Origin of the sequence: Pseudomonas sp. 2848, from assembly GCF_003253945.1 — a bacterium.
Classification (GTDB): Bacteria; Pseudomonadota; Gammaproteobacteria; order Pseudomonadales; family Pseudomonadaceae; genus Aquipseudomonas.
This window is the reverse complement of the sequence record NZ_QKZD01000022.1, coordinates 19,848-42,365: the sequence shown is the minus strand read 5'-3', so window position 1 is coordinate 42,365 and position 22,518 is coordinate 19,848. Positions and strand designations below refer to the sequence as shown.

The 22,518-nt window shown below is 65.3% G+C and carries 20 protein-coding genes; 8 read left to right on the top strand and 12 right to left on the bottom strand.

Going from position 1 to position 22,518, the window contains the following annotated elements; genetic code table 11:
- Positions 1-337 precede the first annotated feature (337 nt).
- Complete coding sequence (locus DFS21_RS26205) at positions 338-1,213, top strand: formate/nitrite transporter family protein (protein WP_102684702.1); 876 nt, start codon at positions 338-340, stop codon at positions 1,211-1,213.
- On the opposite strand, the gene DFS21_RS26200 is transcribed toward DFS21_RS26205, so the two are convergent.
- A complete protein-coding gene (locus DFS21_RS26200; protein WP_111533450.1) occupies positions 1,210-2,304 on the bottom strand; it encodes an MBL fold metallo-hydrolase in 1,095 nt (364 codons plus the stop codon). The two genes, DFS21_RS26205 and DFS21_RS26200, sit on opposite strands and share 4 nt — an antisense overlap.
- 125 nt (positions 2,305-2,429) lie before the next feature.
- Between DFS21_RS26200 and DFS21_RS26195 the strand changes: the two genes are divergently transcribed.
- Together DFS21_RS26195 and DFS21_RS26190 are read left to right on the top strand one after the other, a co-directional pair.
- A complete protein-coding gene (locus DFS21_RS26195; protein WP_178082062.1) occupies positions 2,430-3,506 on the top strand; it encodes a diguanylate cyclase in 1,077 nt (358 codons plus the stop codon).
- Between the two features lie 52 nt (positions 3,507-3,558).
- Complete coding sequence (locus DFS21_RS26190; RefSeq protein ID WP_111533449.1) at positions 3,559-6,141, top strand: EAL domain-containing protein; 2,583 nt, start codon at positions 3,559-3,561, stop codon at positions 6,139-6,141.
- A 16-nt stretch (positions 6,142-6,157) separates the two neighbouring features.
- Here the strand turns inward: DFS21_RS26190 and DFS21_RS26185 are convergent, their stop codons facing one another.
- A complete protein-coding gene (locus DFS21_RS26185; protein WP_110704414.1) occupies positions 6,158-6,478 on the bottom strand; it encodes a DUF2025 family protein in 321 nt (106 codons plus the stop codon).
- A 183-nt stretch (positions 6,479-6,661) separates the two neighbouring features.
- On the opposite strand from DFS21_RS26185, the gene DFS21_RS26180 reads away from it, so the two are divergent.
- A complete protein-coding gene (locus DFS21_RS26180; protein ID WP_110704412.1) occupies positions 6,662-7,876 on the top strand; it encodes a GAF domain-containing sensor histidine kinase in 1,215 nt (404 codons plus the stop codon).
- Here the strand turns inward: DFS21_RS26180 and DFS21_RS26175 are convergent.
- Positions 7,815-8,732 (bottom strand): LysR family transcriptional regulator, encoded by a 918-nt coding sequence (locus DFS21_RS26175; protein ID WP_110704410.1) that lies wholly within the window; start codon positions 8,730-8,732, stop codon positions 7,815-7,817. The two genes, DFS21_RS26180 and DFS21_RS26175, sit on opposite strands and share 62 nt — an antisense overlap.
- 113 nt (positions 8,733-8,845) lie before the next feature.
- Between DFS21_RS26175 and DFS21_RS26170 the strand changes: the two genes are divergently transcribed.
- Complete coding sequence (locus tag DFS21_RS26170; protein ID WP_110704408.1) at positions 8,846-9,604, top strand: SDR family NAD(P)-dependent oxidoreductase; 759 nt, start codon at positions 8,846-8,848, stop codon at positions 9,602-9,604.
- 21 nt (positions 9,605-9,625) lie between these two features.
- Here DFS21_RS26170 and DFS21_RS26165 read toward each other — a convergent pair whose 3' ends face one another.
- Entirely contained in the window at positions 9,626-10,405 is a 780-nt protein-coding gene (locus DFS21_RS26165) for a LysR family transcriptional regulator (protein ID WP_102684694.1), read from the bottom strand.
- A gap of 101 nt (positions 10,406-10,506) precedes the next feature.
- Between DFS21_RS26165 and DFS21_RS26160 the strand changes: the two genes are divergently transcribed.
- A complete protein-coding gene (locus tag DFS21_RS26160) occupies positions 10,507-11,235 on the top strand; it encodes an SDR family oxidoreductase (protein WP_110704406.1) in 729 nt (242 codons plus the stop codon).
- A 109-nt stretch (positions 11,236-11,344) separates the two neighbouring features.
- Here the strand turns inward: DFS21_RS26160 and DFS21_RS26155 are convergent, their stop codons facing one another.
- The 7 genes from DFS21_RS26155 to DFS21_RS26135 all read right to left on the bottom strand — a co-directional run bounded on the left by DFS21_RS26155 (position 11,345) and on the right by DFS21_RS26135 (position 16,179).
- Positions 11,345-12,205 carry an HlyD family secretion protein gene (locus DFS21_RS26155; protein WP_110704404.1) on the bottom strand — a complete coding sequence of 287 codons (861 nt, stop codon included), beginning with the start codon at positions 12,203-12,205 and terminating at the stop codon, positions 11,345-11,347.
- Positions 12,206-12,216: 11 nt separating this feature from the next.
- Positions 12,217-12,423 carry a DUF1656 domain-containing protein gene (locus DFS21_RS26150; RefSeq protein WP_046854496.1) on the bottom strand — a complete coding sequence of 69 codons (207 nt, stop codon included), beginning with the start codon at positions 12,421-12,423 and terminating at the stop codon, positions 12,217-12,219.
- A complete protein-coding gene (locus DFS21_RS26145) occupies positions 12,410-14,398 on the bottom strand; it encodes an FUSC family protein (protein WP_111533448.1) in 1,989 nt (662 codons plus the stop codon). Before DFS21_RS26145 ends, DFS21_RS26150 begins: the two co-directional genes overlap by 14 nt.
- Before the next feature lie 176 nt (positions 14,399-14,574).
- Entirely contained in the window at positions 14,575-14,691 is a 117-nt protein-coding gene (gene ccoM, locus DFS21_RS27125) for a cytochrome c oxidase subunit CcoM (RefSeq protein WP_023629476.1), read from the bottom strand.
- 135 nt (positions 14,692-14,826) lie between these two features.
- Positions 14,827-14,988 (bottom strand): hypothetical protein, encoded by a 162-nt coding sequence (locus tag DFS21_RS26800; protein ID WP_172670873.1) that lies wholly within the window; start codon positions 14,986-14,988, stop codon positions 14,827-14,829.
- Positions 14,989-15,047: 59 nt separating this feature from the next.
- Positions 15,048-15,374 carry an aspartate-semialdehyde dehydrogenase gene (locus tag DFS21_RS26140; RefSeq protein WP_110704400.1) on the bottom strand — a complete coding sequence of 109 codons (327 nt, stop codon included), beginning with the start codon at positions 15,372-15,374 and terminating at the stop codon, positions 15,048-15,050.
- A gap of 112 nt (positions 15,375-15,486) precedes the next feature.
- Positions 15,487-16,179, bottom strand: coding sequence for a M949_RS01915 family surface polysaccharide biosynthesis protein (locus DFS21_RS26135; protein ID WP_110704398.1), 693 nt, complete (start codon positions 16,177-16,179; stop codon positions 15,487-15,489).
- A 124-nt stretch (positions 16,180-16,303) separates the two neighbouring features.
- Here DFS21_RS26135 and rapA point away from each other — a divergent pair, with 124 nt between their 5' ends.
- Positions 16,304-19,150: an RNA polymerase-associated protein RapA gene (gene rapA / locus DFS21_RS26130; RefSeq protein ID WP_110704396.1), complete on the top strand. Its 2,847-nt coding sequence runs from the start codon at positions 16,304-16,306 to the stop codon at positions 19,148-19,150.
- A 257-nt stretch (positions 19,151-19,407) separates the two neighbouring features.
- Positions 19,408-21,672 (top strand): bifunctional diguanylate cyclase/phosphodiesterase, encoded by a 2,265-nt coding sequence (locus DFS21_RS26125; RefSeq protein WP_111533447.1) that lies wholly within the window; start codon positions 19,408-19,410, stop codon positions 21,670-21,672.
- On the opposite strand, the gene DFS21_RS26120 is transcribed toward DFS21_RS26125, so the two are convergent.
- The gene (locus DFS21_RS26120; protein WP_110704392.1) at positions 21,572-22,459 is read right to left on the bottom strand and encodes an NAD(P)-dependent oxidoreductase; all 888 of its coding nucleotides are present in this window, start codon (positions 22,457-22,459) and stop codon (positions 21,572-21,574) included. The two genes, DFS21_RS26125 and DFS21_RS26120, sit on opposite strands and share 101 nt — an antisense overlap.
- Positions 22,460-22,518: the final 59 nt, after the last annotated feature.

The following is a 22,518-nucleotide window of genomic DNA, read 5'->3' as shown; positions in this document are numbered from 1 at the left end:
CACCCACACGAATTGCTTGATTCAATTTGTTAAAGAGCGTTTGGCTAAGCGCTTTTCGTCTCAACCGAGGCGCGCATTCTACGCTTTCCTCATTTGCTGTCAAGCGTTTATTTTGAAGTTTTTCAGAAGTCGCTTTTTGCAAAACACCTTCTACCTCAACAACTTACCGCTTGCCTCGTGGCGTTCAACGCTGCGAGGAGGCGAATAATACGCGGTTTGATTTCAGAGTCAACACCTTGATCTGAAAAAACTTTCGATCACCATCCAGCGGCACGTCGGCAACTATTCGCCACGCTTGCCGCTCTGTAGAGAAACACGCAAGCGGAGCGGCTTTGCCATGAGCGATGCACAGAATGAGAAGACCCCGGGGCTGTCGGCGGACGAAGAGCAGGAAGTCAGCCACAACCAGCCGCCGCGGGCGGCAGTGTTGCACGAGATCATCCGCTACCAGGGTGACCAGGAGCTGGAACGCACCCTCGCCGCCTTGTGGTGGTCGGCACTGGCGGCAGGCCTGACCATGGGCCTGTCATTGATGGCCATGGGGCTGTTCTATGCCCGCCTGCCGGAAGGCGACAGCGCCCAGGTGATCGCCAGCCTGGGCTACAGCGCGGGGTTCCTGGCAGTGATCCTGGCCCGCCAGCAACTGTTCACCGAGAACACCCTGACCGCCGTGCTACCGGTGATGACCGCGCCCACCCTGAGCAACCTCGGCCGGCTGTTGCGCCTGTGGAGCGTCGTGCTGCTCGGCAACCTGGCCGGCACGCTGCTGGTGGCCTGGGTGATGCTCGAACTGCCAATCTTCGACAGCAAGACCGACATCGCCTTCCTTGAGGTGGGCCGCAAGGTGATGACCAACGACATCAGCCAGATGTTCGCCAAAGGCATCGTCTCCGGTTGGATGATAGCCACCATGGTCTGGATGATCCCCTCCATGGAGCACGCCAAGATCTGGATCATCCTGGTGATCACCTACCTGATGGCCCTGGGTGACTTCACCCACATTGTCGTGGGCTCGGTGGAAGTGTCATACCTGGTCTGGGCCGGCGATGAAACCTGGCAGGCGTTCTGGCTGGACTTCGCACTACCCACCCTGGCGGGCAACATCATCGGCGGCAGCTTCATCTTTGCCCTGATCAGCCACGCCCAGGTTCGCAGCGACAGCGGCAAGCCCCCCTCGCAATTGCTCAAGGATGAAAAGCCGAAAAAGGACTAGCGCGCCGCAACCGCCCGCTCGGCTCCCCTGCCCCGCTGCGGCAATGGCCGTGGCCGCCACCAGTTCTGCCCGGGGTGTGGCGAGTCGAGGCTGACCCGCTCGCCCATCTGCGGCGTGCTCAATTGCACCTGGGCGGCGTTGGTCAGGGCCAGGATACGCTCGAAGGGCTCCTGCCAACCGTGGATGGACAGGTCGAAGGTGCCGTTATGAATCGGCAACAACCAGCGGCCTTGCAAGTCCAGATGCGCCTGCAGGGTCTGCTCCGGCTGCATGTGCACATTGGGCCAGGCAACGTTATAGGCGCCAGTCTCCATCAGGGTCAGGTCGAACGACCCATACTGCTCGCCGATTTCACGGAAACCGTCGAAATAGCCAGTATCGCCGCTGAAGAATAGCCGCAGCCCTTCGTCGATCATCACCCAGGACGCCCAGAGCCTGCGGTTGCTGTCGAACAGCCCGCGCCCGGAAAAGTGCTGGGCAGGCGTGGCGATGAAGCGCACGCCTTCGACTTCGGTTTCCTGCCACCAGTCCAGTTGCCGCACCTTGGCCGGCGGCACGCCCCACTCGACGAGCAGGTCCCCCACGCCCAACGGCGCGAGGAAATGCTCGGTGCGCGGTGCCAGCTGGCGGATGGCCTGCTCATCCAGATGGTCGAAATGGTCGTGGGAGAGAATCACCGCGGTCAGAGGCGGCAGGTCGCTCAGCGCCAGCGGCGGCGCATGGAAGCGCAACGGCCCGGCCCACTGCACCGGCGAGGCGCGCTCGGCGAACACCGGGTCGGTAATGAAGAAGCGCCCGCGTAACTTGAGCAGCACAGTGGAATGGCCGAGGCGCCACAAGCTGTGATCCGGTGCGTCAGCCACCTGCTGGCGCGTCATCGGCTGCAGGCTGAGCGCTGCGTCTGGCCGGGTCTGTGGTGGCTTGCGCAGCAGCAGGTACTTGACGCCGATGCGCAACTTCTTGAGCACGCCGTCCTTGGGCAGTTCGACCTGGTTGTGAAAGCGCCCGTCCCGATACGGAGCCGGCTCGCCAGCGGGGGTAGCCATGGAGACCATGAGCAACAGCACTCCGCAAAAGAGGAAAGCCTTCATATTACTCCACAGGGTCGGATCAACCGTGAAATGGCTTGTAAGGTCATTTTTCGCCGATGAACGATTGTTCAACAATATTCACATTACTTATGCGATAAACGGCGCTCCACAGAAGAACGACAACCATGATCGACAATCGCAGCGGCAAGGGGCTCTCTTTCGTCAGGCGCATCTACCTGCCGCGCATCATCGGCCTGGGAATCGGCCTGTTCAGCGTGATGGCTGCCATCGCCCCGCTGACCCCACCGCCCTGGGCCTGGGCCCTGCTGCTGTTCAATGGCCTGGCCTGGCCACACGTGGCCTACCAGTGGGCCCTGCGCTCGGCCTCCCCGTACCAGGCCGAGCAGCGCAACATCCTGCTGGATTCGCTGATGGGCGGTTTCTGGACCGCAGCTATCCACTTCAACCCGCTACCCAGCGTCACCATCCTGTCGATGATGACCATGAACAACGTCGCCGCCGGTGGCAAACGCGTGCTGCTGCGCGGCCTGTTGGCGCAGCTGTGCGGCATGCTCTTGGCCACCACGCTGCTCGGCACCGGCCTGCAGGCACAGGCCACGCAGTTGCAGGTCCTCGCCTGCCTGCCGATGCTGACCCTCTACCCCCTGGCCCTGGGCTGGGTGTGCTACCAGTTGGCGATCAAGCTGGCCGAACACAAGCGCCGCCTCAGCGCCCTGAGCCGTACCGACAGCCTCACCGGACTGCTCAACCATGGCTCGTGGAAAGACCTGCTGCTGCTCAAGTTCCAGATCTGCCAGCAGCAGCGGCTGCCAGCGGTCATCGCGCTGATCGACATCGACCACTTCAAGAGCATCAATGATACCTACGGCCATGTGGTCGGCGACTGCGTGTTGCGCCAGCTCAGCCAGGAGCTCAAGCGCACCCTGCGCGAGGACGACCTGGCCGGGCGCTATGGCGGCGACGAATTCTGCGTGATCCTCCCCGGCACCCACGAAGCCCAGGCCTGCCAGGCCATGGAGCGCCTGCGCGAACGCGTGTCCGCCTACCGCAACCCGCACTTGCCGGGCTTGCGCATCAGCCTGAGCATCGGCCTGGCGGACTTTCGACCCGACCTCGCCTCGCCCGAGCATTGGCTGGAACAGGCCGACAAGGCCCTGTATGCCGCCAAGCGCCAGGGTCGCGACCAGGTCAATTTCGCTCGCGGCGAGGCCGCCACGCTCAGGCTGGCCTATCCTGACTGAACCTTCGCCCAGGCCTCGGGCGCAAGACAGCAGTTGAAGGAGTCGCCCGTACATGGACAGGAACGTCGACCTTTCACCCTCCAGCCCCACCTCACGCCTGCAGGTGCGCCGCCTGGTCGGCGGTTTCTGCGCGCTGTTCGGGCTCGCTTGCGTGTTCACCCTGGTGGCGCTGTTCAACATCGCCGCCACGCTGGACCGCCAGGCGCTGGAGCAAAGCACCTTCCAGGCCTCCCAGGCGCTGGAACAGCGGCTGGTGGCCTCGCGCCAGTTTCTCTCCAGCTACGCCGTCTGGGACGCCGCCTACGAACATCTGGTGGGCAAGGTCGACTGGCAGTGGGCGTATGACCAGAAGAACGTCGGTGAGTCGCTGTACAGCGCCAGCGGCTACGAAGGCGTGTTCGTGGTCGAGGATGGCCGCACCACCTACGCCCTGTTCAAGGGCAAACCCACCGATTCGCCGGCTAGCGCCCATATCGACAGCCCCCTGGCGGCAATCATCGACGCGGCGCGCAAGGCGGCCCCGGCCCGCGAGCAGGTAACCCACTTCGTACGCTTCAACGGCTGGCCCGCAGTGCTCAGCGCCGCGGCAGTACGCCCGGACAAGGAAGTGACCGAAGCAGATGTAAAACAGGCACCGGTGATGGTGTTCGTCGACCAACTGACCGAAGCCAAGCTCGCAGTGCTGGGCAAAGGCGCGGGTTTGACCGGCATGCGCCTGGAGAAAAACGCTGTTGCCCAGGCCGGGCAACCGCATATCGCCCTCGGCGAAACCGGTTATCACCTGGTCTGGAACACACCGTTGCCGGGCCGCCAACTGCTTCATGCCTTCCTGCCGCCGCTGCTGGCAGTACTGCTGGTACTTGGCCTGGTGTTGCTCTACCTGTTCCGCCACGCCCTGCGCAGTTCCCGGGCAATAGATGAAAGCCTGCTGCGATTGCAGCAGAGCAACCGCGCCCTGGAAGCCAGCGAGCAGCGCTTTCGCGCAGTGGCCGAAGCCGCCTCCGACTGGATCTGGGAAACCGACCGCCATCACCGCCTGACCTACCTGTCGCAGCGTTTCGTCAGCGTCACCGGCTACCGCATCGAGGACTGGCTCGGCCAGCCGCTCAACCAGTTGCTGGCCTGCGACACCACGCCCCTGCTGCCGTGGCTCGACAGCCAGGCCGACGACAACCCGCAGCAACTGGCCAACCTGCGCTGCAACTACGATGACGCCAGCGGCCAGAACCGCTACTGCCGCGTCTCGGCGCGCTCGATCGTCTACGAGGGCAAGCTCGCCGGCTTTCGCGGCACCGCCAGCGACATCACCGACGAGGTCGCCGCCCATGCCCGCATCCAGCACTTGTCGATGCACGATGCCCTGACGGGCCTCGCCAACCGCAACAAACTGTCGCGCCACCTCGAGCAGGCGTTGTTGCGCGGCAGCGATTCACCACCGTTGACCCTGCTGCTGCTGGACCTGGACAGTTTCAAGCCCATCAACGATTCCCTCGGCCATCCGGCCGGCGACGCAGTACTGCAGGAGGTGGCCGGCCGTCTACGCGACACCACCCGCGACAATGACCTGGTCGCTCGCCTGGGCGGCGACGAGTTCGTCCTGGTCTTGCACGGCCTGGACAACCGCAGTGAAATCGACCGTTTCTGCGCGCGCCTGCTCGACCTTTTGCAGCAGCCCATTGGCTTCGAGGAACACCAGTTGCACATCGGCGCCAGCATCGGCATCGCCCAGACCCGGGCCCAGGGTTACGATGCCGGCGAACTGATCCGCTGCGCCGACATCGCCCTGTACCAGGCCAAGGCCGACGGCAAGAACACCTGGCGCTACTTCTCGCTGGAGATGAACCAGCAGATCCAGTACCGTCGCCAACTGGAAAACGACCTGCGCCGGGCGATCAAGCAGCACGAGTTCGTGCTGCACTACCAGCCACGCTACCGCCTGGACGATCTGCGCATCGTTTCGGTGGAAGCCCTTTTGCGCTGGGAGCATCCCCAGGAAGGGCTGATCGGGCCCGACACTTTCATTCCCTTGGCCGAACAGAGCGACCTGATCGTCCCGCTGGGTCGCTGGGTGCTCGAAGAAGCCTGCCGCAATGCCCGTGACTGGCCCGAAGAACTGCTGGTCTCGGTCAACCTGTCGCCCGCGCAGTTCTCCCGCAGCGATGTGGTCGCCGATGTGCGCCAGGTGTTGCTGGACACCGGCTTCCCGGCCCAGCGCCTGGAGCTGGAAATCACCGAGAACGTGATGCTCAACGATATCGAAGGCGCCCTGGGCACCATGCTCGCACTCAAGGAACTGGGCGTGCGCCTGAACATGGACGACTTCGGCACCGGCTACTCGTCACTGGGCTACCTGCGCACCTACCCCTTCGACAGCATCAAGATCGACAAGCGCTTCATCGCCGGGTTGAGCAGCCAGAGCGGCAACGACCGGGCCGTGGTCCAGGCGATCATCAACCTGGGCAAGGCCATGGGGCTGACGGTGACCGCCGAGGGCGTGGAGACCGAGCAGCAATTGAAGGCGCTGGACAAGGAGCAGTGCCATGAGGTGCAGGGCTACTACCTGAGCAAGCCCGTGGACCGGGCAGGGTTCGAGGCGCTGCTGGCGAACCGCGAAGTTCGCCAGGATGCGTCCTGAATGCACTGCCCTGGCGTCAACGCAGGTTACGCTCGGCGACGATTTCGGGCAGGTCGGTACGGTTGAGGTAGATGCGCAATGGCTCGCCGATGTTCAACCGATCGTCCACATGCTGCTCCAGCAGCAACGCCAGGCGCTCCCGGCTCAATGCCATGCGCGCATCGGCCTCGGGCCGCCAGACGAACTCGCTGCAGGGGGTGATGCTGTCGTCGGCCACGTCCATGCCGAACGCGTCCTCTGAAAACCGCACGATATGGGTGCCACGTTTGCCGTGAAAGCCGACGAAGCCCTTGAGCTGGTCGGCGGCGATGCAGATGTCCTGGGATGTGATGGCCATGGCGTAACCTCGCAAAGAATTCGGAAGTGACGCACGCAGAGGGGGCGGTCGCCTCTGGCGGGCAACGCGCAAGTGCCAGCCTAACCCAAGTGCCAGACCGTTCGCCAAGGTTTTTCACCCCTCGCGCCAAGGCCCGCTAGACTGGATTTTCGAGCCCCTTCGTCGTTATCGGATCTGCCCCTCATGACCCAGGCCGTCATCGCCGACATCGCCATCATTGGTCGCATCAACGCAGTGCCGGCCATCCTCCAGGTCATCTGCGAGACCACTGGCCTGCGCTTTGCCGCCGTGGCCCGGGTGACCGAGAGCAGCTGGACGGCCTGCGCGGTGCTCGACACCCTGGGATTCGGCCTCGAGGTAGGCGGCGAACTCGAGGTCGCCACCACGCTGTGCCACGAAATCCGCAGCACACGCCAGACCATCGTGATCGACAAGGCCAGCGAGGACGAGCAGTACTGCCGTCACCACGCCCCGCGCCAGTACCGCTTCGAAAGCTATATTTCGGTTCCGGTGCTACGTACCGACGGCAGCTTCTTCGGTACCATCTGCGCCCTGGACGCCAAACCAACGCCGCTCAAGGGCACGGCGATCCAGCCAATGATGGAATCGTTCGCCCGCCTGCTGGCCATCCAGATCGAAAGCGAGGAAAACGCCCAGCGCACCGAGCTCGCCCTGCACAAAGAGCGGGCCATGGCCGAGGTGCGCGAGCAGTTCATTGCCGTGCTCGGCCACGACCTGCGCAACCCGCTGTTCGCCATCACCGCCGGTGCCGAACTGCTCAGCCAGCGCCTGACGCACGACAAGCAACGGGCCATTGCCCAGCATATCCTCACCTGCGGCCAGCGAGCCACCGAGCTGGTGCGCGACATGCTGGATTTCGCCCGTGGCCGCCTTGGTGCCGGGATCCCCTTGAACCTGCAACCCTGCCACGATCTGCCGGACGCCCTCGGCCATGTGGCCTCCGAGCTGCAGCGTGTCCACCCGCAGCGGCGCATCATCCTCGACATCGGCCAGGTCGGCGGCCTGCTGTGTGACCGCGAGCGAATCATGCAACTGTTGTCCAACCTGATCGCCAATGCCCTCCTTCATGGCGACCCACAAGGCCCGGTGACCGTGCGCGCCAGCCTCAGCGACAGTACGTTCGACCTGAGCGTGCACAACCAGGGCACGCCGATCGCTCCGCAAACCCTGCCCTTGCTGTTCGAACCTTTCAGCCGGCCGATCTCTGGCGCGCCCCAGCCCGGCCTGGGCCTGGGGCTGTACATTGCCAAGCAGATCGCCCTCGCCCACGGCGGCCGCATGGAGGTGACCTCCAGTGCCGAGGGCGGCACCCTGTTCAGTTTTCGCCTGCCGAAGGATCGACCTGGGACTCCAGGAGCACCGCCAGCCAGTTCATGAACGCCTGGACCCGGCGCGGCACATGGCGCTGCCGCGCATACAACAGCGACACCGGCATGGCCCGCGCCTGCCAGGGCTCGAGCAGCGACACCAGTTCACCCGCGCGCAGGTGTTCATCGACACCTACCGCCGGCACCTGGATCAGGCCTAGCCCAGCCAGGCAGGCGGCGGAATAGGCCTCGGCGTTGTTCACCGTGACCACGCCGGCCATGGCCTGGAAGCGCAGTTCGCCGCCCTGCTCGTATTCAAACCCGGCACTGCGCGCGCCGAGGTTGCGCACGTAGTGGACCAGCCGGTGGCTATCCAGGTCCTCCAGGCGGCGCGGCACACCGTGGCGTTCGAGATAGGCGGGGCTGGCGCAATTGCGCATGCTCAGGCGCCCGACCGGGCGCGCCACCACGTCAAGGTCGCTGAGCGCGCCGATGCGCATCACGCAATCGAAGCCTTCGCGCAACAGGTCGACCTGGCGGTCGGTGCAACTGATCTCTACATCCAGGCGCGGGAAACGCTCGAGAAAACGCGGCAGCGCCGGCACGATGACCCGCCGCGCCATCATGGTCGGCAGGTCGATGCGCAGGCGCCCGGCCAGCTCGGCGTCGTCGGCGCTGAACAGGCTCTCGATCTCGTCCATGCCCGACAACAGGTCCTTGCTGCGCTCGTACAGCAAGGCGCCGTCCTGGGTCGTGCGCACCCGGCGCGTGGTGCGGTTGAGCAGGCGGGTGCCGAGCAGGTTTTCCAGCGCCCGCACCTGTTCGGAAACGGTCGAGCGCGGCAGGCCCAAGCTTTCGCCGGCCAGGGTGAAACTGCTCAGCTCGCTGACCCTGACAAAGGTACGCAGCAGCTCCAACTTGTTCATACGGCCTCTGATTGTCCAATTGGCGCGAACAGTATTTCCGGATCTCCTGGATTTAACAGCACCTGTCCGACCAATAACCTGTCAGCCACAGCCACCCATCAAAGGTAACCGACATGACTCGCAAGATCGCACTGATCACCGGCGCCAGCCGCGGCCTGGGCAGGAACACCGCCGAACACCTGGCCGCCCGTGGCATCGACATCATCGGCACCTACCATAGCAAGGCCGACGAAGCCCGCGCCGTGGCGGCCACGCTGGAGCAGGCCGGCGGGCGCGCCGCCATGTTGCAATTGGATGTCAGCGACAGCGCCAGCTTCGCAGGCTTCGCCGAACGCCTGGGCGACACCCTCGAACAGCAGTTCGGGCGCCGTCAGCTGGACTTCCTGGTGAACAACGCCGGCATCGGCCTGAACGTGCCATTCAGCGAGACCAGCGAGGCGCAGTTCGACCAGTTGCTGAACATCCAGCTCAAAGGCCCGTTCTTCCTTACCCAGCGCCTTCTGCCGCTGCTGGCCGATGGCGGGCGCATCGTCAACATCTCCACCGGCCTGACCCGCTTCGCCCTGCCCGGCTATGCCGCCTATGCGGCCATGAAGGGCGCCATGGAAGTACTGACCCGCTACCAGGCCAAGGAGCTGGGCGCGCGCGGCATCCGTGTGAACATTCTCGCGCCGGGCGCCATCGAGACCGATTTCGGCGGGGGCGTGGTGCGTGACAACCAGCAGGTCAATGACTACATCGCCGGCAACACCGCGCTGGGCCGGGTCGGCCTGCCCGACGATATCGGCGCGGCCATCGCCTTGTTGCTGGAAGATGGCAATGGCTGGATCAACGGGCAGCGGCTGGAGGTGTCGGGGGGCATGTTCCTCTGAGGCGCACGCTGCGCAATGCGCTCAAGCTCGGTTCAAGGCCTGGTGCAGCGCAGCGACGGCAGGAAGTGACAAAGCCTCATGGGTGATGCACAGGCCGACCCGGCGCCGCAGTGCCAGGCCGCTGCCGGGCCGCCAGTAGACCCCGGGACAGCGCTCGGCCAGGGACTGCGGCAACCATGCCGCGCCCAGCCCGGCGGCGACCATGGCCAGCGCCAGTTGTAGCGAACCGGCCTGGCCAACCTGCTCGCCTTCGCCGTACAACCCCATCAGGCGCTGGTGCGAAGGATGCTGCGGGCAGGTGATCCAGCGCCCGTCCGGCTGGCTGCCGGTCGCCATTACCAGCACGAAGGCCTCCTCCCACAACGGCAGGAACAGTTCGTCCTCGCAGCGCTGGGCCTCGTCGGCCAGCCGCGCATCCCCGTCGCACCCCGCCAGCAAGGTCAATTGCAGGCCCGCAACCGCCTGGCTGGCCAGGCGCACGCAAGCCTCGACCTGGGCCGGCGCGATGTCCGCCTCGATGCCCAGGGCCAAAGGCACCCGCTCCTGCCCCTGGCGAAAGCGCAGGCGCAGCGCGTCGGCCTCGGCCACCATGCGGCAGGCCTGGGGATACAGCTCACGCGCCTGCTCGCTGACTTCGACCCCACGGGCCTGACGCAGGAACAGCTCGGCGCCCAGGTCGTCCTCCAGCTGGCGGATGGTCACCGACAAGGTCGGTTGCGCCACGCACAGGCGCTGGGCGGCTACCGTGATGTTGCGCGCTTCAAAGACCGCGATAAATGCCTTGAGGTGACGGATATCCATAGATAGAACCGATGCCAGCCAGAGAAATAAGCCGTTTTTCATGGCCGAAAGGGCTATCTAGAATCCTGGCCATCGAAAGCGATTATGCCTGGGAGGCAACCATGAACAAACCCCTGATCATCATCACCGGCGCCAGCTCCGGCATAGGCGCCGCCACCGCCCAACGCTTTTCCGCCGCGGGCCATCCGCTGTTGCTGATCGCCCGCCGCCTGGATCGCCTGGAGGCGCTGGCGTTGCCCGATTGCCTGTGCCGCGCCGTGGACATCCGCGACCGCGCAGCACTGGTCGCCGCCGTGGCCGAGGCCGAAGCCGTGTACGGGCCCGCCGATGCCTTGGTGAACAATGCAGGGGTGATGCTGCTGGGGCAAATGCACGAACAGGACCCGGAACAATGGGAGCGCATGTTCGACATCAACGTCAAAGGCCTGCTCAACGGCGTGCACGCGTTGGTCGGCGGGATGGTCGAGCGGCGCCATGGCACCCTGATCAACGTCAGCTCGGTGGCCGGACGCAAGACCTTCCCCAACCATGTGGCCTACGTAGGCAGCAAGTTCGCCGTGCACGGATTGTCGGAGAACCTGCGCGAGGAGCTGGCGCCACACAATGTGCGAGTGGTGACCATCGCGCCGGGCGCAGTGGAGACCGAGCTGCTCGGGCATACCACCGACGCGGGCATCAAGCGCGACTACGAGGCCTGGAAGGCTAATGACATGGGCGGCGTGGTGCTGTCGGCGGAAGATGTTGCTGGGGCAATCGTCTGGGCCTACCAGCAGCCGCAGCAGGTATGCATTCGCGAGATCGTGCTGGCAGCGACTGCCCAGCAGCCTTGAGGCTGAGTACCGGGGGCGCCATGCGCCCCTTTCGCCGGCCAGGCGGTTCCCACACCGACCGCGCCGGCCTCAAGTCATGTGCAATCCCAGTGGGAGCTGGCCTGCCCCCTCAAGGCGCTTCATGCACCTGCACGCTGGCCGTCATGCCGGCGCTCAGGGTCACGCCCTCCGGCACCTGGTCCAGGCGGATGCGCACGGGTATGCGCTGCGCCAGCCGCACCCAGTTGAACGTCGGCTCCACCTCTGGCAGCAACTGCCCATCCGGCGTCGAGTTGCGGTCGGTGATCCCCCGGCTGATGCTTTCTACCTGCCCTTGCATCGCGTCGCCGGCGCCCATGAGCCAGACCTTGACCGGGTCGCCGACGCGAATCCGCGGCAGCTTGGTTTCTTCGAAATACGCCTGGATATAGAAAGTGGCATCGTCCACCAGCGCCATCACCGACTGCCCGGTGTTGACGAAATTGCCCTCGGCCAGGCGCAGATTGGTGATATGCCCGCCCCGCGGGGCGCGTACTTCGCTGCGGGCCAGGTTGATCTTCGCCACTTGCAACTGAGCCTCGGCCTCGTGCAGTTCGCCACGGGCGACAGCGGCGTTGATCTGGGCGTTTTCGCGCAGCTCGGCGCTGATTGCCTCCGGCCCCAGCGCGGTGCGCCGGGCGGCCTCGCGCTCACGCAGGCGCAACTGCTGGGTACGCGTCTCGACCACGGCGGTGGCCTGGTCGTAGGCGGCCTGGAAGCGTTCGCGGTCGATGCTCATCAGCAGGTCGCCGGCCTTCACCTGCTGGTTGTCATGCACCTTCAACGCGCTGACCCAGCCCGACACGTCGGGGGCGATCACCACCACATCGGCACGTACCCGGGCATCCCGGGTCCAGGGCGTGAGCATGTAGTACTGCCACAGTTGATAGCCGGCAAAAACAGCGAGGATCACCACACACAGGGTGACCAAGGTACGTACGACTGTACGCATGGACTTACTCCTTACAAAGGGCCTGACAGGCGCACCACCCCATACAGCACACAGACGAACAGCGCCGCGTCGAACAACGCCTCGTGCCAGATCCAGCGCCCCAGGGGGGTGGCCTGCACAACGAAGCGCAACAGCCCGGTGAGCACCAGCGCCAGCAACACATAGATCAGAAACGGGCTGAGCAGCACGCCGCCCAGTGCCCACTCACGCAACCCCATGGGCTTCCTCCTGCCAGCGGCACCACTTGCCCCAGCTCTTGCGCAATTGCAGCACCGCGCCGATGGCCAGGCGCAGCGGGTCACTGGGCGGCTGGCGGCGCAGGGCCTCGATGAACTGTTCACTGGCGGCGTCAAGGCGCTGGCCCCGCCCCGGCGCCGGGCCGCTGGCGAGTACCGCCTGCAACTGCTGCAGGTACTGGCGCTCGGCATTGCCCAGCGGTGCCTTGGCCACGGCCAGGCACATGCGCAGGTGCACCAGTTCGTCACCGATATCCAGGCCGTGCAGGCCGTCGTCCCAGCGCTTGCGCTCGGCTTCGGGCAGCTCGCTGGCATGCCGCGCCAGTTGCATCAGGCGGTCGGCCATGCGCCCACCGAACCAGCTGTCGGCGCCGCGCAGGTCGCGCCGGGTCAGGCGCACCAGGTCGCCTTGCGTGGCCGCGCGCAGGCGCCGGCCAAGCCAGGCCGGGTGGCGCAGCACCAGCAAGCGGAACGCCATTACCGCTGCGCCCACGCCCAGCAGCATAGCCTGGGCGCTGTTGAGCATGGTCGCCACATCGAAATGCATGGCATTGAGCGGCGCGACCAGGACGATGAAGTGCAGGCAATAGGACGTGGCGGTCGCCCCGGTACGCGGGTGGGCCATGCCCAGGGCGCCGAAGAACAGCGGCACGCCCATACCCAGGCAGAGCATGGCGAAGCTGCTCCATTGCGGCAGCAGGATCTGCCCCACCAGAAACGCCACCGGGATGGCCAGGAGAATACCGCGCAGGAAACTCAGGCCGATTTGCGCGCCATTCTCGCGGCTGGCGAACAGGCTGCAGACCACACAGGTGAGTACCAGGCCGCCTGGCGCCGATGGCCAGGCCGTGGCCAGCCAGAAACTGCTCATGGCCAGGAAGGCCAGGGCGCTGCGCGAACCGAACAACAGGGCAAGGGACAGGTCGCGATGGGTTGCCAGGCTCTGCGTCGACTGCCTTGGCGCCCGCCCCTGCTCGACGTCGTCGAGGGCCTGGGCGCAAGACATCGTGTAGTCCAGCAGCAAGCTCAGGCGCGCCAGGCAGTAATGCTCGGCGGGGCTGATCCGCTCGTCGTGGGCGGCGTCCCAGACACGCTGGCGCAACACCAGCAAGCTGGGCTGCTCGGGGCTGGCCAGGTGAGCGCGCACCTCGTCCAGCCATGGCGCCAGATGCCTGGCTTCACCCTCGTCAAGCTGGCGCCACTGCCTGCGCACCGAGCGTGAGATGCGCAAAAGCACCATCAGTGTCTGGCTCAGGCCGCTGATTGCCCGGGCGCGTTGGCGGCCGCGGCTGCCTTCGAACCAGGCGTGTTCGCGCTGGGCATCGATGGCGACGATGCGCCCGAGGCTGTCGAGCAGGCCGCTGCGGGCCTCGTCTTCGCCGCCAAGCATGGCGTTGGCCGCCTGCAGGCCGTTCTGCCAGGCCTGGCGGGCTTGGTCGGCCAGTTGCTGCTCCACGCGCATGGGCCAGAGCAGCGCGCTGGTGACGGTGGCGCAAACGATGCCCAGGCAGATCTCGGTGCAGCGCGCCACCGCCTGGTCGAATACCTGCAGCGGGTGGTCGATCGCCGGCAGGGCGATGATCGCCACGGTGTAGCCGGCCAGCACGAACGCGTAGGCCCAGGCGCTGCGCAGTTGGGTCGAGGCAGCGGTACACAGGGCCAGCCACAAGGCCAGGGTCAGCAGGAACAGCCACGGGGTCTGGGCGAACAGGCCGATGAACACCACCGACATGCAGGTGCCGACCAGGGTGCCGGCCAACCGCGCCAGGCCCTTCTGCACCACCATCCCCGAGAGCGGCTGGGCGACGATGAAGGCGGTCATCAGCGCCCACGCCGGTTGCTCCAGGCCCCAGCGCATCGCCAGCCACAACGCCAGGCCGCCACCAAGCAAGGTCTTGATGGCGAACTTGAGGGCAAGGCTGCTGGGGGCAAACAGGGCCTGGAAGGTGATGGGCACGAAACGGACCTTGGGCGCGCTGGGGTAATAGGAAGAAAGATAGACAACGGGAGGGAGGATAAAGCGCAAACGAGTAATTAGCTAGCTAATCATCTAAGCAGTCAGTTTTTCGCAGGCAAAAAAATGGGCGACCGAAGTCGCCCTAAATGCCTTGCGTGCTCGTGTATCGGGAAGGATCAGCGCTGGTTGCGCTTTTTCGAGTCCTTCCAGATGAAAATGCCCAGACCGGCGAAGAAGGCCAACATCAACCCGACTGTTACCACCCCGGCGATAACCACGTTGTCGAAGAACATGTCGGCTCCTCCCTTGATGTGCCGTCATCCGATGGGTGCAAGGTAACCAATGCGAGGAGGAGGAAAATTGACCGGAGTCAATGGCGCCCGGAGCCGGGCGCGGAAGGCGGGTGCAGGGTTGACCTGCATCAAGTTTCAGCGCTTCTTCGGTTTGCCCTTGGGCTTTTTCTTCTTGGCCTGGGTCAGCGGCATGGCCTGCTCGAAGGCCTGGCGCATGTCGTCCAGACGCTTGTCATTGAGGTCGTGAATGCGTTTGGCGCGTTCGGCGCCGAAATCGATCAGGTTGTCTTGGCTCATGGTGGGCTCGACGGACAGCAGAGGCCCCAATAATGAAGGCTTGCCAGGGCGCTGACTAGTCAGACTTCGATATCCACCAGCAACCCCTGGCGCGTGCGCTCGCCCATCGGCGCCACCGGCACGGTGTTGTCGGCATTGAGCTCCTCACCCGGCACCGCCTCGTACCGATCGCCTTCAGCCTGCTTGCGCCTTTTTTGCTGGCGGCGTTGCTCGTCACGCAGCAGCAAGGCCTGCTCTTCGGGATCACGATGATTCTTCAGGTCGATGGTGCCATCGCTGGATGTCGGCTGGGTGGGCACCACCGGTGGAATGGTCGGCGGTGGTTTGACCGGGTCGTGTTGCGAGGTCACGGGGGCGGCACTGAGCGGGATGATCGGCGGCAGCATGGGAGGTCTCCTGTAGCCTTGTTGTCGGCTGGTGGCGCGCCGCCTTGAATGCCTGCGGTCGAAGGTGTGCGGCGTGTCACAACGCCGCATCGGGCTGGAGTATAGCGCGGGCCTACTCGGCGTCTTCGTCCGGGTCGTCGGGTGAAGGGCTCGACTCGCTCCATGGCCGCTTGTAGACCTGCTGCCAGACCGCATCCATATGTGCGCGCACACCTGGCGGTGCGTTCTTCAACGAGGCGCTGTCTTCGCGCTCGCCGCCGAACGGGTCTTCACCGGGCGGGCTGATCAGCGACTGGCCGGTGATGGTGTAGATCGCCTGGCCTTCACGCATTTCGATGGCGATGTCGTGGGGGTCGATACCGCCACCGCAGAAGGCATGGTTGGCCACTGTCACTTCAGCGACACCGTCCTTGTTCAGGTCGCCGACATCACTGACATCGGTATAGAAGTCGACGTCGAGATCGAGGCCGGCACAGGTGGTCTCCTGCTCGATCTGCCAGCGCGCCTTGAAGGCATCGCCGTCGGCAGCGCGGCCATACAGGGTGGCCTTGAGCACCACCTTGTCGACTTCCTCCTCGGTATCAGGGTCGGTGGCCTGGCCGTCGACCCGACTCAGCACCAGCAGGCCCTCGCCCTCGCGGTCATGGAAATGCACGCTCTTGATCGGCGTCTGCACGCCGAGCACTTCCAGTTGCTCGACCGGGATCGGCGGCAGGATCTCGAAACTTTTCTGTTCACAGGCGGCCAGCAGCGCCAGGCTGCCCAGGCCCAAGGTGACGTTCAACCAGCGGTGCTTGGCAAACATGTTGGCGCATGGCCCTCGTGACGGGTGTTCGTCGATGAACACGCTAGACTCACTGAGATTCTTTGGTCTGGCGCAGCCGATCCGGTAACATGGCCAGCTTTTTCACCGCGGGAGTTTTGGCAGTATGGCGCAGCAGTATCAACCGGGGCAACGCTGGATCAGCGACAGCGAGGCCGAGCTCGGTCTTGGGACCATCCTGGCGCAGGATGGCCGCCTGCTGACCGTGCTCTACCCGGCCACGGGCGACACGCGCCAGTACTCGCTACGCAATGCGCCGCTGACCCGCGTGCGCTTCTCGCCAGGCGATCTGATCACCCATTTCGAAGGCTGGAAGCTGACCGTGCAGGAGGTCGAGGACATCGACGGCCTGATGGTCTATCACGGCATCGACCCGCAGAACCAGCCACGCACGCTGCCCGAGACGCAGCTGTCCAACTTCATCCAGTTCCGCCTGGCCAGCGACCGCCTGTTCGCCGGGCAGATCGACCCACTGTCGTGGTTCTCACTGCGCTACAACACCCTGCAGCACACCAGCAAGCAGATGCTCTCCACGCTGTGGGGCCTCGGTGGCGTGCGTGCCCAGCCTATCGCCCACCAGTTGCACATCGCCCGTGAAGTGGCCGACCGCATCGCACCCCGCGTATTGCTGGCCGACGAAGTAGGCCTGGGCAAGACCATCGAGGCCGGCCTGGTCATCCACCGCCAGCTGCTGTCCGGTCGCGCCAGCCGCGTGCTGATCCTGGTGCCGGAAAACCTCCAGCACCAGTGGCTGGTGGAAATGCGCCGGCGCTTCAACCTGCAGGTTGCGCTGTTCGACGCCGAGCGCTTCATCGAGAGCGATGCCAGCAACCCGTTCGAGGATGCCCAGCTGGCGCTGGTCGCGCTGGAGTGGCTGGTCGAGGACGAAAAGGCCCAGGACGCGCTGTTCGCCGCCGGCTGGGACCTGATGGTGGTCGACGAGGCCCACCACCTGGTCTGGCACGAAGAGCAGGCCAGCCCCGAATACTCGCTGGTCGAGCAGCTGGCCCAGGTGATTCCCGGCGTGCTGCTGCTCACCGCCACGCCTGAACAGCTCGGCCAGGACAGCCACTTCGCCCGCCTGCGACTGCTCGACCCCAACCGCTTCCACGACCTGGCCGCCTTCCGCGCCGAAAGCGAGCACTATCGCCCGGTGGCCGAAGCGGTACAGGAGCTGCTCGACGAAGGCCGCCTGTCGCCGAAAGCCCACGCCACCATCCAGGGCTTCCTCGGCGCCGAAGGCGAAGCACTGCTGGCCGCGGTCAGCGATGGCGACAGCCAGGCCAGCGCGCGCCTGATCCGCGAACTGCTCGACCGCCACGGTACCGGCCGCGTGCTGTTCCGCAACACCCGTGCGGCGATCCAGGGCTTCCCCGAGCGCCAACTGCACCCCTACCCGCTGGCCAACCCCGAGGCCTACGCCGACCTGCCTTCGGGCGAGCGTGCCGAGCTTTACCCGGAAGTGGCCTTCCAGGCCCAGGGCGAAACCGGCGACGACGAGCGCTGGTGGCGTTTCGACCCTCGGGTCGACTGGCTGATCGACACCCTCAAGATGCTCAAGCGCACCAAGGTCCTGGTGATCTGCGCCCACGCCGAGACCGCCATGGACCTGGAAGACGCCCTGCGCGTGCGCTCCGGCATCCCGGCCTCGGTGTTCCACGAAGGCATGAGCATCCTCGAGCGTGACCGCGCCGCCGCCTACTTCGCCGACGAAGAGTTTGGCGCCCAGGTGCTGGTGTGTTCCGAGATAGGCAGCGAGGGCCGCAACTTCCAGTTCGCCCATCACCTGGTGATGTTCGACCTGCCGGCCCACCCGGACCTGCTCGAGCAACGCATCGGCCGCCTCGACCGGATCGGCCAGAAGCACACGATCCAACTGCACATCCCGTACCTGCAGGACAGCCCGCAAGAGCGCCTGTTCCAGTGGTACCACGAAGGCCTCAACGCCTTCCTCAACACCTGCCCGACCGGCAACGCCCTGCAACACCAGTTCGGCCCGCGCCTGCTGCAACAGCTGGCCGGTGGCGACGACAAAGGCTGGACCCAGCTGGTCGGCGAGGCCCGTGCCGAACGCGAGCGCCTGGAAGCCGAGCTGCACACCGGTCGCGATCGCCTGTTGGAACTCAACTCCGGTGGCGCCGGCGAAGGCCAGGCGCTGGTCGAGGCAATCCTCGAGCAGGACGACCAGTTCGCCCTGCCGATCTACATGGAAACCCTGTTCGACGCCTTCGGTATCGACAGCGAGGACCACTCGGAAAACGCCCTGATCCTCAAGCCGAGCGAGAAGATGCTCGACGCCAGCTTCCCGCTGGGTGACGACGAAGGCGTGACCATCACCTACGACCGTGGCCAGGCGCTGTCGCGCGAGGACATGCAGTTCCTCACCTGGGAGCACCCGATGGTCCAGGGTGGCATGGACCTGGTGCTGTCCGGCTCGATGGGCAACACCGCCGTGGCGCTGATCAAGAACAAGGCGCTCAAGCCCGGCACCGTGCTGCTCGAACTGCTCTACGTCAGCGAAGTGGTGGCACCGCGCAGCCTGCAGCTGGGGCGCTACCTGCCACCGGCCGCGCTGCGCTGCCTGCTCGATACCAACGGCAACGACCTGGGCCCGCGGGTGGCCTTCGAAACCCTCAACGACCAGCTCGAAAGCGTGCCCAAGGCCAGCGCCAACAAGTTCATCCAGGCCCAGCGCGACGTGCTGGCCAAGCGCATCGCCGCTGGCGAGGCCAAGGTCCTGCCAACCCACGACGAGCGTGTGGCCCAGGCCCGGCAACGCCTGACCGCCGAAGCCGACGAGGAGCTGGCGCGCCTGACCGCGTTGAAGGCCGTCAACCCGAGCGTGCGCGACAGCGAGATCGACGCCCTGCGCAAGCAGCGCGAAGAGGGCTTGGCGGCGCTGGAAAAAGCGGCACTGCGCCTCGAGGCGATCCGGGTGCTCGTCGCCGGTTGATCGCCATAGAGGCCATCGCGGGGCAAGCTCGCTCCCACAATTCCGGCTCGGGATTGGTGGGAGCCGGCTTGCCCCGCGCTCGTTTCGTCCTGAAAGCCATCCATTTAGACCATCTGGCTATTGCTTTCATATCCAAATGGTAGAAATCAAATTGCCATTAATCAGGAAGGCTTAGGTACTGGTTCCTATACTCCAGCAGGAACAGTCTCCATCCGTGCTTTTTGGGGACGAGTGAAGACTCGACGAAGAGGCCTGCAATGGAGTGGCTGGGACTGCAATTGTTCGCTGAGCTGCCGGCGAACGGACAGATCATCCTCGACTGCCGACACAACCCCTTCCTGGTGCTGCTTGCCTTCATCGTGGCGAGCGCCGCCTGTTTCGCCACCCTGGACATGAGCGAACGCCAGAGCCAATGCGAAGACCGCTTCGCCCGCCGGCAATGGCGCGTGCTCGGCGCCTGCTGTCTGGCCGGGGGCATCTGGGCCATGCATTTCATCAGCATGCTGGCCTTCCAGGCGCCCCTGGAAATCCACTTCGATGCCCCACTGACCGGCCTGTCGCTGCTGGTGGCCCTGTTGGCCGCCTGGCTGGCGATGAACAGCCTCAACCGCAGCCAGATGCGCCTGCGCCACTACCTGCAGACCGCGCTGTTCATCGGCCTGGGCATCAGTGTGATGCACTACACCGGCATGGCCGCCCTGCAGACCAGCGCCCTGCAGTACTACCAGACCGGCCTGCTGTTTGCCTCCGTCGGCATCGCCGTGCTCACCAGCCTGGTGGCACTGCTGATGGCGCGCTATTTCAACAAGGGCAGCGGCACCCTGCACCTGCTGCTCAAGTACGGCGCCAGCCTGCTGATGGCCGCAGGTATCGTCCTGACCCATTTCACCGGCATGGCGGCGATGACCCTGGTGATCCCCAGCGAGACCGCGCTGCGACTGCCTTCGGCCGACAACAGCCTGCAATTGGCGCTGACCATTGCCGTCATAACCCTGCTTATCAGCGCTGGCAGCATCAGCGCGGCGCTGGCCGACAAGAAGCTGCAGAGCAAGGAGCACGACCTGCGCCGGGTCAATGTACTGCTCAGCCAGCTCGACCAAGCCCGCGCCTCGCTGCAGCAGGCCGCCCACTACGACGCCCTGACCAACCTGGTCAACCGCCGCGGCTTCAACCAGGTCTTCGCCGAGCGCCTGGCCGAGCAGGCTGCCCATGACGGTATGCTGGCGGTGATGTTCCTCGACATCGACCACTTCAAGCGGATCAACGACAGCCTCGGGCATGCCGCCGGCGACGAGTTGCTCAAGGTGATCGCCGATCACATCAAGGCCGCCACCCGTGGCCAGGACCTGGTGGCCCGCTTCGGCGGCGACGAGTTCTGCATCGTTACCAGCCTCAACAGTCGTGACGAGGCACGCCACCTGGCCCAGCGCATCATGCAGCGCATGAAGGAGCCGATCGATCTGGCCGGCCGGCGCATGGTGATGACCACCAGCATCGGCATCAGCATCTTCCCCGACGACGGCCAGAGCACCGAAGAGTTGCTGAAGAACGCCGACCTGGCGCTTTACCAGTCCAAAGGCTGCGGGCGCAACAGCCTGAACTTCTTCAACAACGGCCTGAAGACCCGCGCCACCCTGGAGCTGCAACTGGAAGAAGAACTGCGCGTGGCGCTGTTCGAAGAGCGTGGCCTGTGCGTGCACTACCAACCGATCTTCGACCTGCGCAGCGGCCAGGTGGCCAAGCTCGAGGCGCTGGTGCGCTGGCAACACCCACAGCATGGCCTGCTCAGCCCCGACCGTTTCATCTGTATTGCCGAAGCCAACGGCCTGATCGCCGAGCTGGACCTGTGGGTGCTGCGCCGGGCCTGTGAGGACCTGGCCCAGCTCAATCGTCATGGCTATGGCGATCTCAAGGTCACGGTGAACTGCTCGGCCCTCACCCTTGGCCGCGAGGAGCTGGCCACCGAGGTGGAAATGGCCTTGTTCCAGGCCGGCCTGGCGCCGCGCCAGCTGGAGCTGGAGGTCACCGAAAACGCCCTGATGGGTGACATCCACCACACCATCAGCCTGCTAAAGCGCATCCGTGCCCAGGGTGTGGCGCTGTCGATCGATGATTTCGGCACCGGCTATTCATCGCTGGCCTACCTCAAGCGCCTGCCGCTGGACGTGCTGAAGATCGACCGCTCGTTCATCCAGGACGTGCCCGGCAGCCAGAAAGACCGCGAGATCGTCCAGGCGATCATCATCATGGCCCATACCCTGCACCTGAAAGTGGTCACCGAAGGCGTCGAGACTGTCGAGCAGCACGAGTTCCTCGCCAGCCACGGCTGCGACTACCTCCAGGGCTACCTGCTCAGCCGGCCAGTGCCGCTGGCCGAGTTGCGGCCGATCCTCGAACGGCTCGACCGCCAGCCGGGCGAGCTCAGTCCTTGCTGCGATACAGCGCTACCAGGGTCGCCGGATCTTTTTGCAGATAACCCTGGCTACCGTGCAGGCGCATCAGTTGCGCGGCGAGGCCACTGAGCGGCGTCGCCGAGCCCTGCTCGCGGGAGAATTTCACCGCGCTGTCGAGGTCCTTGAGCAAGGTGCGCACGTGCCACTTGACCGGCTCGAAGCGGCTTTCGGCCATTTGCGGGGCGAGGATCTGCAAGGGTTTCGAGTCGGCAAACCCGCCGGCCAGCGCCTCGGCGATCAGCCGCGCATCGACCCCTGACTGCTCGGCCAGCGCCACCACCTCGGCAATCACCAGCGCGTTGCAGGCCACGATCATCTGGTTGCACGCCTTGGTCACCTGGCCGGCCCCCACCGCGCCCATGTGCGTCACCCTTTGGCCCAGGGTCAACAGCACCGGCCGCGCCCGCTGCAGATCGCTCGCCTCGCCCCCGACCATGATCGCCAGGGTGCCGGCCTCGGCCCCCGGCGTGCCGCCGGACACCGGGGCATCGAGCCAGGCCATGCCGCACAGGGCCGCCAGCTCTGCCGCCATCTCGCGGGTGGCGGTCGGCTCGAGGCTGGAGAAGTCCACCAGCAGCTGACCGCTGCGCCCGCCACGGGCGATGCCCTGCTCACCGAACACCACCTCGCGCACCACCGCCGTGTCGGCGAGGCACAGCAGCACCATGTCCGCCGCCTGGCACAGCTCGGCAGGGCTACCGGCCAGATGGGCGCCGGCGGCGACCAGTTCGGCGCATTTGTCCGGGCTGCGGTTCCACACGGTCAGCGGGTACCCCGCAGCCAGCAGACGACGGCACATCGGCAAGCCCATCAGGCCGATCCCGGCAAACCCCAACGAAGGCAATGCAGTACTCATGAGCAACTCCAGATTAAAGAAGCGTGACAAACGGACGATGCAATGCGGGTGAGAAAGGA